The 13,564-nt window shown below is 66.0% G+C and carries 13 protein-coding genes and 1 pseudogene; 7 read left to right on the forward strand and 7 right to left on the reverse strand.

Annotated features, from left to right (window positions below; translation table 11 throughout):
- The first annotated feature begins 138 nt into the window (after positions 1-138).
- From HWX36_RS20020 to HWX36_RS20035, 4 genes and pseudogenes are all read left to right on the forward strand, one after another.
- Positions 139-1,314: an HPP family protein gene (locus tag HWX36_RS20020; RefSeq protein WP_175953949.1), complete on the forward strand. Its 1,176-nt coding sequence runs from the start codon at positions 139-141 to the stop codon at positions 1,312-1,314.
- 131 nt (positions 1,315-1,445) lie between these two features.
- Positions 1,446-1,859, forward strand: a complete 414-nt coding sequence (locus HWX36_RS20025) for a helix-turn-helix domain-containing protein (RefSeq protein ID WP_175953951.1) — start codon at positions 1,446-1,448, stop codon at positions 1,857-1,859.
- 139 nt (positions 1,860-1,998) lie between these two features.
- Positions 1,999-2,238: pseudogene (locus HWX36_RS20030) on the forward strand (CBS domain-containing protein); the annotation flags it as partial.
- 481 nt (positions 2,239-2,719) lie between these two features.
- A complete protein-coding gene (locus HWX36_RS20035; protein ID WP_081436670.1) occupies positions 2,720-3,055 on the forward strand; it encodes a hypothetical protein in 336 nt (111 codons plus the stop codon).
- Positions 3,056-3,144: 89 nt separating this feature from the next.
- Here the strand turns inward: HWX36_RS20035 and HWX36_RS20040 are convergent, their stop codons facing one another.
- A complete protein-coding gene (locus tag HWX36_RS20040; protein ID WP_014899073.1) occupies positions 3,145-3,465 on the reverse strand; it encodes a pyrimidine/purine nucleoside phosphorylase in 321 nt (106 codons plus the stop codon).
- Positions 3,466-3,674: 209 nt separating this feature from the next.
- Positions 3,675-4,577, reverse strand: a complete 903-nt coding sequence (locus tag HWX36_RS20045; RefSeq protein ID WP_174918575.1) for a LysR substrate-binding domain-containing protein — start codon at positions 4,575-4,577, stop codon at positions 3,675-3,677.
- Between the two features lie 182 nt (positions 4,578-4,759).
- Here HWX36_RS20045 and HWX36_RS20050 point away from each other — a divergent pair, with 182 nt between their 5' ends.
- From HWX36_RS20050 to HWX36_RS20060, 3 genes are all read left to right on the forward strand, one after another.
- Positions 4,760-5,944: a M20 aminoacylase family protein gene (locus HWX36_RS20050; RefSeq protein ID WP_175953953.1), complete on the forward strand. Its 1,185-nt coding sequence runs from the start codon at positions 4,760-4,762 to the stop codon at positions 5,942-5,944.
- A gap of 44 nt (positions 5,945-5,988) precedes the next feature.
- Positions 5,989-7,308 carry an MFS transporter gene (locus HWX36_RS20055; RefSeq protein ID WP_175953955.1) on the forward strand — a complete coding sequence of 440 codons (1,320 nt, stop codon included), beginning with the start codon at positions 5,989-5,991 and terminating at the stop codon, positions 7,306-7,308.
- 229 nt (positions 7,309-7,537) lie between these two features.
- A complete protein-coding gene (locus tag HWX36_RS20060; RefSeq protein WP_175953956.1) occupies positions 7,538-8,080 on the forward strand; it encodes a cysteine hydrolase family protein in 543 nt (180 codons plus the stop codon).
- 85 nt (positions 8,081-8,165) lie between these two features.
- Here the strand turns inward: HWX36_RS20060 and HWX36_RS20065 are convergent, their stop codons facing one another.
- From HWX36_RS20065 to HWX36_RS20085, 5 genes are all read right to left on the reverse strand, one after another.
- A complete protein-coding gene (locus HWX36_RS20065; protein WP_175953958.1) occupies positions 8,166-9,272 on the reverse strand; it encodes a porin in 1,107 nt (368 codons plus the stop codon).
- 63 nt (positions 9,273-9,335) lie between these two features.
- Positions 9,336-9,755: a DoxX family protein gene (locus tag HWX36_RS20070; protein ID WP_175953959.1), complete on the reverse strand. Its 420-nt coding sequence runs from the start codon at positions 9,753-9,755 to the stop codon at positions 9,336-9,338.
- Between the two features lie 185 nt (positions 9,756-9,940).
- Positions 9,941-11,218 carry a cytochrome c gene (locus HWX36_RS20075; protein ID WP_175953961.1) on the reverse strand — a complete coding sequence of 426 codons (1,278 nt, stop codon included), beginning with the start codon at positions 11,216-11,218 and terminating at the stop codon, positions 9,941-9,943.
- Between the two features lie 2 nt (positions 11,219-11,220).
- Positions 11,221-12,840 (reverse strand): GMC family oxidoreductase, encoded by a 1,620-nt coding sequence (locus HWX36_RS20080; protein ID WP_175953963.1) that lies wholly within the window; start codon positions 12,838-12,840, stop codon positions 11,221-11,223.
- Positions 12,840-13,346 (reverse strand): sugar dehydrogenase complex small subunit, encoded by a 507-nt coding sequence (locus HWX36_RS20085; protein WP_175953965.1) that lies wholly within the window; start codon positions 13,344-13,346, stop codon positions 12,840-12,842. The genes HWX36_RS20080 and HWX36_RS20085 overlap by 1 nt, the downstream gene beginning before the upstream one ends.
- Positions 13,347-13,564: the final 218 nt, after the last annotated feature.

Raw genomic sequence — 13,564 nt, forward strand, 5'->3', positions numbered from 1 at the left:
GCGAAAGGTTTTTGCAAGCAACGCGCGTCGCTCACGGACAACCGCTTGATGCAGCGCGGCAATTTATATCACAACGCGATATAATTCGCCGCTCGTCGCTGCGCGCATCCGCGCCGTCACTTTTTCCGCTTACCGTCCATGTCGTCAGGCTCCCCTCCGTCGCGCCGCACGTTGCGGCAATGGCTGCATAGCTTCGTTCCCCATCCGATGTCGCTGGGCTGGCGTGAGCGCCTGCGCTCGTGCACGGGCGCGCTCGTCGGCATCGCGGCGGTCGGCGTGACGATGCGGCGGCTGCCCGGCGTGCCGGGCCTCGTGCCGCTGCTCGTCGCGCCAATGGGCGCGTCGGCCGTGCTGCTGTTCGCCGTGCCGGCAAGCCCGCTCGCGCAGCCGTGGCCGATCATCGGCGGCAATCTCGTCGCCGCGACGGTCGGTGTCGCGTGCGCCCAATGGATCGCGGATCCGGTCACGGCTGCCGCGGTCGCGATCGCGTGCGCGATCGGCGGCATGTTCGTGCTGCGCTGCGTGCACCCGCCGTCGGGCGCCGTCGCGCTCACGGCCGTGGTCGGCGGCCCGGCGATCCATGCGCTCGGATTCAGCTTCGTGCTGGAGCCGATCGCGCTGCAATCGGCCATCCTGCTGTCGGCCGCGCTTGCGTATCACGCACTGACCGGGCACCGCTACCCGCACGGCGGCGTGCGTCCTGAAGCGAAACTGCAAGCAGGCGGCGCCACACCCACGCGAGGCGGTTTCACGCGCGGCGACCTCGACGCGGTGCTGAAGCGCCGCAGCGAATGGCTCGACGTCGATCCGGACGATCTCGAAGCCCTGCTGCGCGAAACCGAGATGCAGGCGTATACGCGCACGTTCGGCCAGCTCTCGTGCGCCGACCTGATGACGAAGAACGCCATCGAAGTCGCGCCGTCGACGTCGGTGACGGCCGCGCTCACGCTGCTCGACCGCCACCGCGTGAAGGCGCTGCCCGTCGTCGACGGCGAAGGCCGCCTGACCGGCATCGTCACGCGCGCCGACCTCACGCGCCAGCTGCGCCGTCCGACCCCGCTGTGGCAACGCCTGTCCGCGCGGCTGCCGCAAGCGTTCGGCGGCCAGCCGGCGAGCGTCGCGGCCGTGATGACGCGCGACGTCGCGTGCGCGCCGGAAACGATGCCGATCACCGCGCTCGTCGCGCTGTTGACGCATTCGGGCCACCACCACCTTCCAGTCGTCGATGCATCGCACCGGCTCGTCGGGATCATTACCCAGACGGATCTCGTCACGGGCCTTTATCGGCAGACGCAAATGCTCGAGGCGGCGTAGCGCAGGCCGCGCACGTAACGCCACGCACGGCCTGCGCGACGCAGAATGGATCGAATCCGCCAAGATTCGGCCATTTATATCATCTTGTGATATATTTACCGCTACCGAAACTGACTGTCCGACCGCCCTCGATGAACGATACCCGACGCGCGCTGGCGAAAAGCGATTTCCAGCAACTGTCCGAATTCCGCTACCAGATGCGCCGCTTCGAGCGCTTCTCCGAGCGCGCCGCGCAAAGCGAAGGCGTGACGCCGCTGCAATACCTGCTGCTGCTGCACATCAAGGGTTATCCGCATCGCGAATGGGCAACCATCGGCGAACTCGCGGAACGCCTGCAGGCGCAGCATCACGGCGTCGTTGCGCTGGTCACGCGCTGCGAAGGGCTTGGCCTCGTGAAGCGCAAGACGAGCGAAGCGGATCGCCGGCAGGTCGAGGTCCACCTCGAGCCGGCCGGCGAGACGCTGCTCGCCCGCCTCGCGGCCATGCATCGCGCCGAGCTGAAGTCGCTCAAGGACGCGTTCCAGGTTCCCCAGATCGACTACTGACCCTCGCATTTTCCACGCCGATGAACGGATCACACAAACGCGATTTCGCGACCAACGACCGCCTGCCCAGGATCGCGTTGCTTGCCGCCGGGATCGGCCTGCTCGGCACGCTGGCCGCATTCGTGCTGTCGAGTGCGCGCCCGCAGTCGCCCACGCGCACGAAACGTGCCGCGTCGTCGCGTCGCGGCTCGCGATGCTCGGACTCGAGCGCCTGCCCGTCGTCGCCGACGAGCAATCGATGCGCATCACCGGCATCGTATCGCGCAGCGACCTGATCAAGCCGGCGCGCCAGCACTTCGACGACGAACAGAAGCGCGAGCGCTTCCGCCCGATCGTTCCGGCCAACCTGCGCGACATCGGCACGCGCAAGGCCGGCTGATCCACCGCGCAGCGCGCCACCCTCGCTGCGCACACCCCGCTCGCGCCACCTCTTCCGCGCGAAGCGGCACACCACTCACGTGCGGCATCGCATTCCGCCGCTTCCCGCGTTTAAAGTTGGTTAACAATTCGGCGGACGAAAGTTTGTCATCATGGTGCTCATGCGACGGGGCCATCAATCAGCCATTCCACTTCGCGATCCAATAAAGAGTCGCGGCACGGCATGCAGACACATGCCGCTCGCCGCGGCCGTCACGTCACCACACGACAGGGCAGCGCGCCGGCCACGCGGCGCATGACGTCGTGCCGCACACGATGCATGCCGTGCCGCAGCAAAGTGCACTGCATCGGAGCCTTCGTTTGGCAAGCGCGTTAACAACTTGTTTCGGAATAGCCGGAACCGTGCTCGTCCGATGCAATCTCACTGTTACGCAGTCCTGCTGCGCATCCCACTCAATCAATCACGACTCGAGGGAGATAACGTGAACGCGAAATACTTACCGCTCATCGCATTGACCGTGGCATTTTCTGCTCATGCAGCCGATTCTGCCCTCCAAAACGTGGGGCAAAGCCAGAAACCCGCCGACCAGGTTGCGCAGTGCATCGCCAAGACCTGGGCCGACAAGTCGCAGCAACAAGTGACATCGCAGTACGAACTCGCGAACGGCCTCGCGATGGCCGTCTATGCGCCGGGCCAGCAGCCGCCGAATGGCGCCGCGGCCATCGTGCGCCCGGCCAACGCCGCCAATGCGAAAACCTGGGTGGGTTTCCGCGGTGGCGATGCATCGTCGGCCGGCGACATCAACGCCTGCCTGTAACGAGAACAGGCGCTCCGGATGGCCTTGGCGCCATCCGCTTGCGACAAGCCCCGCTTCGGCGGGGCTTTTCTTTTGCTGCGCGGAGCGTGTTACAGGTAGCTGCAGACGTAATCGAGCGTCTCGAGCACTTCGATGTCGAAGCGGCTCTTGCCCGGCACCGAGAACGATTCGCCGGCGCCGTAGGTCTGCCATTCGCTGCTGCCGTCGAGCTTCACGCGGCACTGGCCGGCCTGCACTTCCATCAATTCGGGGGCGTCCGTACCGAAGTTGAGCGCGCACGGCAGGATCACGCCGAGCGTCTTGCGCGTGCCGTCCGGGAAGAGCACGGTATGCGACACGCACTTGCCGTCGAAATAGACGTTCGCGCGCTTGACGACCGATACGTTGTCGAATTGGGTTGCACTGGTCATGAAATGCCTCTGATTGCTGGATGCCGGATGGCGATGTTGTTGGAGGCCGGCCGGAGCGGCGGGCCGGCCGCTATGATACCGGCTCGCGCGGCATGCGCCGGAATGGCGTGGCCGCCGCGCAAGCCGCATGCCCGCCAGACGACGGCACCGCCGCACGCCCAATCCTCAGGATACCGATGCAATGACAGTCGCCAACCGCAGGCACCGGTTCATCGCAGCCCCTTGCGTCGCGCGGAATCGCGCAGGCAATCGAGCAGCATCGCCGCGGCCGGCGTCAGCGGGCTGTCGCGACGCGTGATGACCTGCACGGAGACGCCCGGCAGGCGCTCGCGGATCGGCAGCACCGCGAGCTGGTCGCGCGCCCATTCGCCCTGCAGCAGTTGCTCGGGCATCGACGCGATCAGGTCGCAACCGGTCATCAGGCTGTGCGCGAGCCCGAAGCTCGGGCATTCGACGACGCGCGCCGGCACCGGCAGCCCGTAGGCGACGAACGAATTGAACAGCACCTGCGTCGAGCTTTCCGGCGACGGGTTCATCAGCCAGTCGGCCTCGACGAGATCGGCGAGCGACGTGGCCGACGCGAGCGGATGCCCCTTGCGGGCGACGATCAGCGAACGGCTCGCATAGAGTTCCGCGTGATCGAATTCGGCGGCCAGCAGTTCGGGCACGACGACGGCCACCGCGAAATCGAGCGAGCCGTCGTGCAGACGCGGCAGCGCGACGCCCGGAAACCCTTCGATCAGGTTGACGCGCGCCACCGGGAAGCGGCGCCGGAACGCGCGAAACGCATCGGGCAGGATCGTCACCGCGGCGGCCGGCGTGATCGCCGCCGCGACGGAGCCCGTCATCGCGCCCTGTGCCTGCTCGATGTCGTCGCGGGCGCGCTGCATTTCCGCGACGATCAGCCGCGCGCGCACCTGCAACTGCTGGCCGAACGCGGTGAGTTGCACGCCGCGCGCGGTGCGCACGACGAGCGATACGCCGAGCGCGATCTCCAGCTCCTTGACCGCTTTCGTCAGCGCTGCCGGCGACACGTTCAGGCGCCGCGCGGCCGCGCGAATGCTCCCCTCTTCCGCGACGGTGACGAACGCTTTCAGCTGATGGTATTTCATGGCGGCGAGACGTGATCCGTGGAAACCCTGTGCTGCGCGGCATAAGGCGGCTCAGGGTATTCCCGAGCGGCAACCTGTGGTGAGCACCAAAGCAATTTATCAGCTTCTGGTAGACAAAAGAAATTTATATCCTTGCTCGTCATATGTGCGCCAAACGCTCCACCTGCCCCACAGGAGACACCATGCTGCAAGCCGTGAACCCCGTCATCCCCGGTATCGCCGCGATCGCACCCGAGCTGGTCGAAGTGCGCCGCCGCATCCACGCTCACCCCGAGCTCGCGTTCGAGGAAACGCTCACGAGCGATCTGGTCGCCGAGTTGCTCACCGGCTGGGGGTATGAAGTGCATCGCGGCATCGGCAAGACGGGCGTGGTCGGCGTGCTGCGCGAAGGGCAAGGTACGCGTACGGTCGGGCTGCGCGCCGACATGGATGCCTTGCCGCTCGCGGAAGCCACGGGCCTGCCCTACGCGAGCCGCCATGCGAACAAGATGCATGCGTGCGGCCACGACGGCCACACCGCGATGCTGCTGTGCGCGGCGCGCCACCTCGCGGCCACGCGCCAGTTCTCCGGCACGCTGAACCTGATCTTCCAGCCGGCCGAGGAAAACTTCGGCGGCGCGAAGGCGATGATGGACGACGGCCTGTTCGACCGCTTTCCGTGCGACGCGATCTTCGCGATCCACAACATGCCGGGCCGCGCCGCCGGCGACATGGCCTTTCGCACCGGCGCCGCGATGGCGTCGGCCGACCGCGTGACGATCACGCTGCGCGGCGTCGGCGGCCACGGCGCGATGCCGCATTTCGCGCGCGATCCGATGTCGGCCGCGGGCAGCATCATGGTTGCACTGCAGACGATCGTCGCGCGCGAGGTCGATGCGCAGCATGCGGCCGTCATCACGGTCGGCAGCGTGCAGGCCGGCGAGACGTTCAACATCATTCCCGAAACCGTCACGATGAAACTGTCGGTGCGCGCGCTCAACGCCGACGTGCGCGCGCTGCTCGCGCGCCGCATCGAAGCGCTCGCGAAAGGCCAGGCGGAAAGCTTCGGCGTCACGGCGGAAGTCGACTACGACTACGGCTACCCGGTGCTCGTCAATCATGCGGAGCCGACTGAATTCGCGGCCGACATCGCGCGCCGGATGCTCGGCGCCGAACGCGTCGAAACCGACGCCGCGCCGTTGATGGGCAGCGAGGATTTCGCGTTCATGCTCGAAGCGCGCCCCGGCTGCTACGCGTTCATCGGCAATGGGATCGGCAGCAAGGGCGGCTGCATGGTGCACAACCCCGGCTACGACTTCAACGATGACATCCTTGCGATCGGCGCAAGCTACTGGGTTCGCATCGCCGAAGCCTGGCTCGCGGCCTGACGGCCCTTCATCCCATCGTTTCGCGCCCACCCGGGGAGTCCCACATGGAAACGTCCGCCCTTTCGCTCGCCGGCACGCCGGTCGATGCACGCGCCGCCGCGAAGAAACGCCGGCTGATCGCGGCCGCCGCCGTCGGCAACGCGCTCGAGTTCTACGACTTCACGGTCTACAGCTTTTTCGCGATCCTCATCGGCAAGCTGTTCTTTCCCGTGCATTCGTCGTTCGGGCAATTGATGCTCGCGGTTGCGAGCTTCGGCGTCGGCTTCGTCACGCGCCCGCTCGGCGGGCTCGTGATCGGCATGTATGCCGACCGCGCCGGCCGCAAGAAGGCGATGATTCTCACGCTGCTGCTGATGGCGCTCGGCACCGCGACGATCGCGGTGGCACCGACCTTCGCACAGATCGGCCTCGCCGCGCCGCTGCTGCTCGTGCTCGCGCGCCTGCTGCAAGGGTTCGCGTCGGGCGGTGAAGTCGGCGCATCGACGACGTTGCTGCTCGAACAGGCGCCGCAGCATCGTCGCGGCTTCTACGCATCGTTCCAGTTCTCGAGCCAGGGGCTCGCCGCGCTCGCCGGTGCGCTGACCGGCGTCGCGCTGACGTCGACGCTGAATGCCGCGCAGCTCGAAAGCTGGGGCTGGCGCGTACCGTTCATCATCGGCACGCTGTTCGTGCCGATCGGCTATTGGCTGCGCAAGACCGTCGAGGAAGTGCCGGCCGCCGCACCCGCTGCCGCGCACGATGAACCCGTCGCGTCGCTGCCGCTCGCGGACGTGCTTCGCCATCACGGCAAGGCCGTGTTCGCGGGTCTCGGCGTGACGATCGGCGGCACGTCGATCCACTACATCATCGTGTTCTACATGGCGATCTACGGCGTGCAGGTGCTGCACCTGCCGACCTGGCTGTCGATGACGGCCGGCTGCGTCGCCGGCGCGATCCTGATGCTCGTGACGCCGATCGGCGGCCACCTGTCCGACATGTACGGGCGCAACCGGATCGTCTGGTGGACGCGCATCGTGCTGATGGCCGCGATCTACCCGGCGTTCATTGCGCTGAACCGCTGGCCCGGCGCCGCGTCGCTGCTGTCGATCATCGCCGCGTTGTCGATCGTGCATGCGATCAACATCGGCGCGACGGGCGCGATGCTCGGCGAACTGTTCCCGCGCGCGGTGCGCGCGACCGGCGGCGCGCTCGTGTACAGCGTCGGCGTTGCGATCTTCGGCGGCTTCGCGCAGTTCTTCGTCACGTGGCTGATCGCGGCGACCGGCAATCCGAATGCGCCTGCATGGTATGCGATCGGTTGCGGCGCGATGACGCTGCTCGCCGTGCGCTGCATGGATGAGAAGGCCGGGAAGGCACTTGACTGACCGGTGGCCGATACACGATGCGCGATTGACGTGATGCGTGCGCATCGTGCATGATCGCTCCATGCGCTATGTCACGACCACCACCTCGACCACGACGCGCACGACCGCCTTCGGCGGGCTCGTGCGGCGAGTGCGCGCAAGGTCGTAGCGCCATCCCTCACAGGCCCCGCCGGTTCCGGACGGGGTCTTGTCGTTTCTCCGTCCGCATCGGTCACTCAGGAGAAACGCCATGCCCGAAGTCTCTTCCCCGAAACGCGCCCTGCTCGTCGTCGACATGCAGGTCGGCCTGTTTCACGGCCCCGAGCGTCCGTACGACGGCGAACGCGTGCTCGCGAACATCAACCGGTTGATCGGTCGAGCGCATGAATCCGGTGCACCGGTTTTCGCCGTGCGTCACACCGGGCCCGCCGGTTCGCCGATTGCGCCCGGTTCTCCGTTGACCGCATTGGTGCCCGAACTCGCGATCGATACCACGCGCGACATCGTGTTCGACAAGGCCCAGTCGAGCAGCTTCGCGGGCACGCGGCTCGCCGAATGGTTGCGCGAGGCCGGCATCGGCGAGATCGTCATCGCGGGAATGAAGACCCAGTACTGTATCGACACGGTGTGCCGCGCGGCTGCCGAGCATGGTTTTCGCGCGGTACTCGTGACCGACGCGCACACCTGCATGGACACGCCGGCACTGCCGGCCGAGCGGATCGTCGCGCATCACAATGCGACGCTTGGTGGGCCGTTTGCAACGCTGACGACGACCGATACCTGCATGTTCTGATCGATACCGATCACACGCCGTAAACGCAACAACGCACGGGTGGTCACTGCCCGTGCGTTGGGTGCAAGTCGCGTCGCCGCGTTACTCAGAACGTATGCATCATCCCCACATACGCCCCCGTCTGCGACTCGCCCGTCATCGGGCTCGTGCCCGACGTCGCATCACGCGGCGTCGCGAGCAGCGAGAAGTTCGAATTCCCGCCGTTGCGCACATACGCGACCGTGCCATACAGGAACGTGCGCTTCGACAGGTTGTACGTCGTGCCGAGCACATACATGATCGCGTGCCCCGACGGATCGTGCGACGCATCGCCGCCGCCGTCGCCCACCTTCACGTAATACCCGCCGCCCGTCACGGCCCACTGCGGCGTCGCGGTGTAGGTCGCGCCGAGCCAGTAGTGATCGGCACGATCGGCCACGCCGGCCGGGCTGTCCGGCGCCTGGTAATGCGTATACGCGCCCTGGATCTTGAACTTCGACACCTTCACGTTCGCGCCGACGAAATATTCGCGCGACGCGGTGAAGATGTTGCTGAACTTGCCGTTGTTGTCGCGCAGTTCGTCGTAGATGCCACGCACGTCGAGCAGCGGCGAGTGGTACGAGATCATGATCCCGTCCGAGCGGCCGAAATCGTCGGCCGCACCGTAGTTGAAGCCGCGTGACTGGTTGCCGAACGCGTATTGCGCCTGCACGTCGAAACCACCGATCACCGGGCTGTGATACTCGATGTTGTTGCTGGTCTGCTGCCAGTTGCGGCCGCGCACGAGCGAGGCCGACGAAAACGCCTGCTGCACGAACGGGTCGAATTCCCACACGCCGTCGCTGTCGATGAACAGGTTGCGGCCGGCCTGCAGCTGGCCCCACGTGTTGCTCTTCAGCCCGACATACGCGCGCCGCGACCACATGCGCCCGCCGCCCGTCTGGCCGTTCATCACCTGGAACGCGGTTTCCAGGTCGAAGACCGTCGACAGCCCGCCGCCGAGATCCTCGATGCCCTTCAGCCCGAACATGCTGGTGCCCCAGTCGCCGCTTTCGGCGCTCCAGCGGCTCGCGCTGCCGCCGTTCGGCTTCGCGATGTGGTTCAGGTATTCGATGCCGCCGTCGACGCGGCCGTACAGCGTCACGCTCGTCTGTGCAAAACCGGCCGCCGGCGTGGCGGCCGCGATCAGCCATGCGAAATGTTTGAGTCGCAAAATGAAGCCCCCTCGGAGTCTCGACCTACCAGCGCGTGCCCCATGCGCGCGCCGCGGGTCCGTTTATCCGCGATCGATCGAAAAACGCCCGGGGCCTGCCGCGCAAAGCGCGAGCAGGCCGCCGGCGATCGCGATGTTCTTGTAGAAATGAATCATGTTGTTGATCTGCTCACCGCCCGTCATATTCCAGAAGTGGTGGCCGATGATGCCGGTGCCGATCGTATAGAGCGCCAGCAGCAGCGCGAGCGCGCGCGTCTGGAAGCCGACCAGGATCGCGATCCCGACGAACAGCTCCATCACGACGGAGATCGCGGCGGACATGATCGGCGCGGGCGCGCCTTCCGAACCCATGAACGCGATGGTACCGGGGAAGTCGACGATCTTCTTCCAGCCGAACATGATGAACAGGATCACGAGCAGGATCCGGGCAAGCAGCAGCAGCACATCGCGCTGGGACGCGAGAAACGGTTGATTCGGTGTCATGGTGTCGATCAACGAAAGCGATGCGCGCAGCGGGAACCCGCCCCGCGCACCGGATTGCGAATGAACCAGGACGGGCGGCCGCCTGCGCCGCCCGCCCCGCTCTGCAACAACCGGCATCGGGCAACGACCCGATGTGCTGTGCTCCTCCTCTTGTCAGTTATTGCCCTGCTTCGTCACGCGCCGCGTCAACGCAGCTTCGCGACGTCCTGCTCGGTCACCTTCGCGGCCGGATTGCCGAACTGCCCGGTCACGTAGTTCGTCAGCGCGGCGATCTGCGCATCCGACAGCTCGTGGCGGAACGCGGGCATCCCGACGTCCTCGCTACCGGCCTTGCGCTGCACGCCGTTCAGGATCACCTGCACGAGGTTGACCGGATTCGGCGCGCCGACCGTCGAGTTGTGGAACAGCGGCGGGTAATAGCCGTCCGGCGTGCCCTTGCCCTGCATCTGGTGGCAGGTCGCGCAGTTGCCGAGATAGAGCCGCGCCGGATCGATGCCCGACGACGCGAGCGCGACGCCGCGCAGCGTCAGCCCGTCCTCGGCCGGCTTGCCCCACGACGAGCGGGACTGCTTCGCATCGCCGCTGGCGACTGCCGGCACCGTGCGAATGTACGTCGAGATCGCGCCGATATCGGCTTCCGTCATCTTCGAGAAGCTGTGCTCGATCGCCTCGGCCATCGGGCCGGCCGCCTGCGCGAGACCCGGCACGCTGCCGGTGCGCAGGTACTGGACGAGCTGCTGCTGCGTCCAGCCGCCGATCCCCGCGTTGGCGTCGGACGTGATGTTGTAGCCGTCCCAGCCCGCGAGCACCGAGCCCGACAGGAAGCTGCCGCCCGTCTCGTCGAGCGACTTCTCCTGCATCGCGATGCCGCGCGGCGTGTGGCACGTGCTGCAGTGAGCAAGCCCCTGGACGAGATACGCGCCGCGGTTCCACTCGGCGCTCTGCGCCGGCTTCGGCTCGTACGCGCCGTCCTTCAGGAACAGCCAGTTCCAGATCTTCAGCGGCCAGCGCATGCTCAGCAGCGCGGGGATCTCGTTCTTCGGCGGCGCCTGCTTGACCGGCTCGACGCCGTGCATGAAGTACGCGTACAGCGCCTGTACGTCGTCGTCGTTGATCTTCGCGTACGACACATACGGCATCGCCGGATACAGGTTGTCGCCGTTCTTCGACACCCCGTGGCGCACCGCGCGCTCGAAGTCCTCGGCCGACCAGTTGCCGATGCCCGTCTCGGGATCGGGCGTGATGTTGCTCGTGTAGATCTTGCCGAGCATCGGGATCGGCATGCCGAGACCGCCCGCGAACGGCTTGCCGCCCTTCGCGGTGTGGCACGCCATGCAGTCGCCCGCGACCGCGAGATATTCGCCGCGCTTGACCAGCGCCGGATCGGCGGCGTCGGCCGCGCGTGCGAGACCCGGCAGCGCGAGGCAGCCGGCGAGGAGGAAGGTGAGAGTAGATTTCCGCACGGTCAGACTTCCTTCTTCAGCGTGTCCGACATCCGCAGCGCAAGCGCCGCGATCGTCAGCGTCACGTTCACCGTGCCGACGGTCGGCATCGTCGAGCTGCTCGAGATGAACAGGTTCGGATGGTCGAACGTGCGGCAGTCCTTGTCGACGACCGAGTCGCGTGCGTCCGCGCCCATGATCGTCGCGCCCGTGATGTGGTTGTTCGGCGCGAACTCGTCGTTGAAGACGACTTCGGTGCCGCCCAGCACCTTCGCGGCCGTCGCGTAGACCTCGCGCGTATGCACGGCGCCGCGCTTCACGTAGTCGTCGATCGCATACGTGATCTCGGGGCGCGGGATGCCGATCGCGTCGGTGGCCGTCTTGCTCGGCACGATGCGGTTCTCGGGTTGCGGCAGGATTTCGTGGAAGCAGTCGAACTGCACGTAGCGCGCGGAACGGTCGCGGATCTGCGCGTCGAGCTCCTCGGGCTTCATCAGCTTGCCGCCCTTGAAGATCTTCTGCGTTTCCTGGTTGATGCGCGACATGTTCGACAGGTGGATCTTCTTCGCGGCTTCGGTCGCGCGGAACGGGCCGTCGCGGAAACCGATCAGCGACGTCATCTCCTGCGGGCCGCGACCCGGCCACAGCTTCTCGTTCGCGTAGAACGACACGCCGGTGCCCGGGTGGTCCATCAAATTGCGGCCGACCATGTCCGAGCTGTTCGCGACGCCGTTCGGGAAATCGCGGTTCGCGGACATCAGCAGGATCTTCGGCGTCTCGATGCCGTTCGCGGCCACCACGAAGTACTTGCCTTCGACGCGATGGTCGGCGCCCGTCTTGTCCTTGTAGACCGCGGCGGTGATGCGCTTGTCCGGCCCGGTCTCGAGCTTGTAGACGACCGCGTTCTCGATCAGCTTCGCACCGGCCTGCTCGGCCTTCTCGACGTGCACGATGCCGTTGTACATCGCGCCGATCGGGCAGATCGGCATGCAATTGTTGTTTCCGCAACAAGTCGGCCGCCCGTCGTACGGGCGGCTGTTGCGCGCGACCGGCTCGGTCACCACGTGGAACTTCGGGTCATAGCCGTTGAGCGCGCTCTTGATCGTCTGCTCGTTGAACGACAACGGCAGCGGCGGCATCGGGTACGGCTCCTTGCGCGGCGAGTAAAGATCTTCCTCGGGGCCCGGGCCCCACACGCCGAGTTCTTCCTCGGCGCGCTGATAGTAATGCTCGAGGTCGTCGTACTGGATCGGCCAGTCGCGGCCGACACCGTACACGGTCTTCATCTTGAAGTCGTTCGGGATGAAGCGCCATGCCGACGCGGCCCAGTGCCACGTCGTGCCGCCCACCGCGCGGATGTACTGCGAGTTGAACTTGTGCTCGCCCTTCAGGATCAGGTAGTCGTTCGGCGGGCCGTATTCCGGATGCGGGGCCCATGCGCTCGACGGATACGGCGCCATGAAATCGGTCTTGTCGACCTGGTTGCGGAAGCGCTCGACGATCTCCCAGCGCGGCATGCGCGGACCGGCTTCCAGCAGGATCACGGACTTGCCCGCCATCGCGAGCTGGTGTGCAACGATCGCGCCCGCGACACCCGACCCGACGACGACGACGTCGGCCTTTTGCGTATCGGTATCGGCCATCAGGCTTGCCTCTCGATCGGTTTTTCGGCCCAGAAGCCGGGTTTGTTGGGGCAATACGACGGGATCACGAGCGTATCGGATACGACGCTGAACATTAATGCTTCTTCGTAGGTAATCACGGCGTTGTCGACGATGCCGAGATACCACGCTTCAAGAATCTTCAGCGCGAGTGCTTCCTGGTCGGGATTCAGCGAACCGGACGCGAGTGCGCCGGCGAGTTGCGGCAGGCTGTCGGCCGTCTTGAACGAGCCCTTCTGCAAGGCCTGCAGGAAGCGCTGGCCGAGCACGCGGCTCAGCCCCTTCTTGCCTGTCAATGCTTCGGAGAGCGTCATGAACGTATCGAGCGGCGCGGTGCCGGGATTGTCGGCCAGGGCCCGCAACGCCAGCGAGCCGGTGAGGCCCGCCGCCGTCAGCGCCAGTGCGCCCTGCAGCCATTGACGCCGTGTGATGCCTGTTACGGCTGCGTCGCCAGTGCGACGCGAATGGGGAGTGTTGTCGTTGTGCATGTTTCCTTCTCTCGAACACCGGATTCGGGAAAACCACGCTTGATATTTCTCAAACATTGGCGCGGACCTGAAATGTACGCGCACAAAGCGGATCGAACAATCTTTTTATAGTCCATTAAATGTTCCGCAATCCGAGACAATCGACATTTCGCTGCATTTTTGTGTCGTCGACGCGACAAATCTGCGGCACGCCTGCCAATGTCGCACACTGACGCCAC

Origin of the sequence: Burkholderia sp. BCC0405, from assembly GCF_902833075.1 — a bacterium.
GTDB lineage: Bacteria > Pseudomonadota > Gammaproteobacteria > Burkholderiales > Burkholderiaceae > Burkholderia.

Excerpts from the sequence above, each read along its gene's own strand:
- HWX36_RS20080 (WP_175953963.1), bottom strand. The coding sequence starts at position 12,840 with ATGGCCGATACCGATACGCAAAAGGCCGACGTCGTCGTCGTCGGGTCG.
- HWX36_RS20040 (WP_014899073.1), bottom strand. The coding sequence starts at position 3,465 with ATGACCAGTGCAACCCAATTCGACAACGTATCGGTCGTCAAGCGCGCG.
- HWX36_RS20020 (WP_175953949.1), top strand. The coding sequence starts at position 139 with ATGTCGTCAGGCTCCCCTCCGTCGCGCCGCACGTTGCGGCAATGGCTG.
- HWX36_RS20045 (WP_174918575.1), bottom strand. The coding sequence starts at position 4,577 with ATGAAATACCATCAGCTGAAAGCGTTCGTCACCGTCGCGGAAGAGGGG.
- HWX36_RS20070 (WP_175953959.1), bottom strand. The coding sequence starts at position 9,755 with ATGACACCGAATCAACCGTTTCTCGCGTCCCAGCGCGATGTGCTGCTG.
- HWX36_RS20060 (WP_175953956.1), top strand. The coding sequence starts at position 7,538 with ATGCCCGAAGTCTCTTCCCCGAAACGCGCCCTGCTCGTCGTCGACATG.
- HWX36_RS20085 (WP_175953965.1), bottom strand. The coding sequence starts at position 13,346 with ATGCACAACGACAACACTCCCCATTCGCGTCGCACTGGCGACGCAGCC.
- HWX36_RS20025 (WP_175953951.1), top strand. The coding sequence starts at position 1,446 with ATGAACGATACCCGACGCGCGCTGGCGAAAAGCGATTTCCAGCAACTG.
- HWX36_RS20050 (WP_175953953.1), top strand. The coding sequence starts at position 4,760 with ATGCTGCAAGCCGTGAACCCCGTCATCCCCGGTATCGCCGCGATCGCA.
- HWX36_RS20055 (WP_175953955.1), top strand. The coding sequence starts at position 5,989 with ATGGAAACGTCCGCCCTTTCGCTCGCCGGCACGCCGGTCGATGCACGC.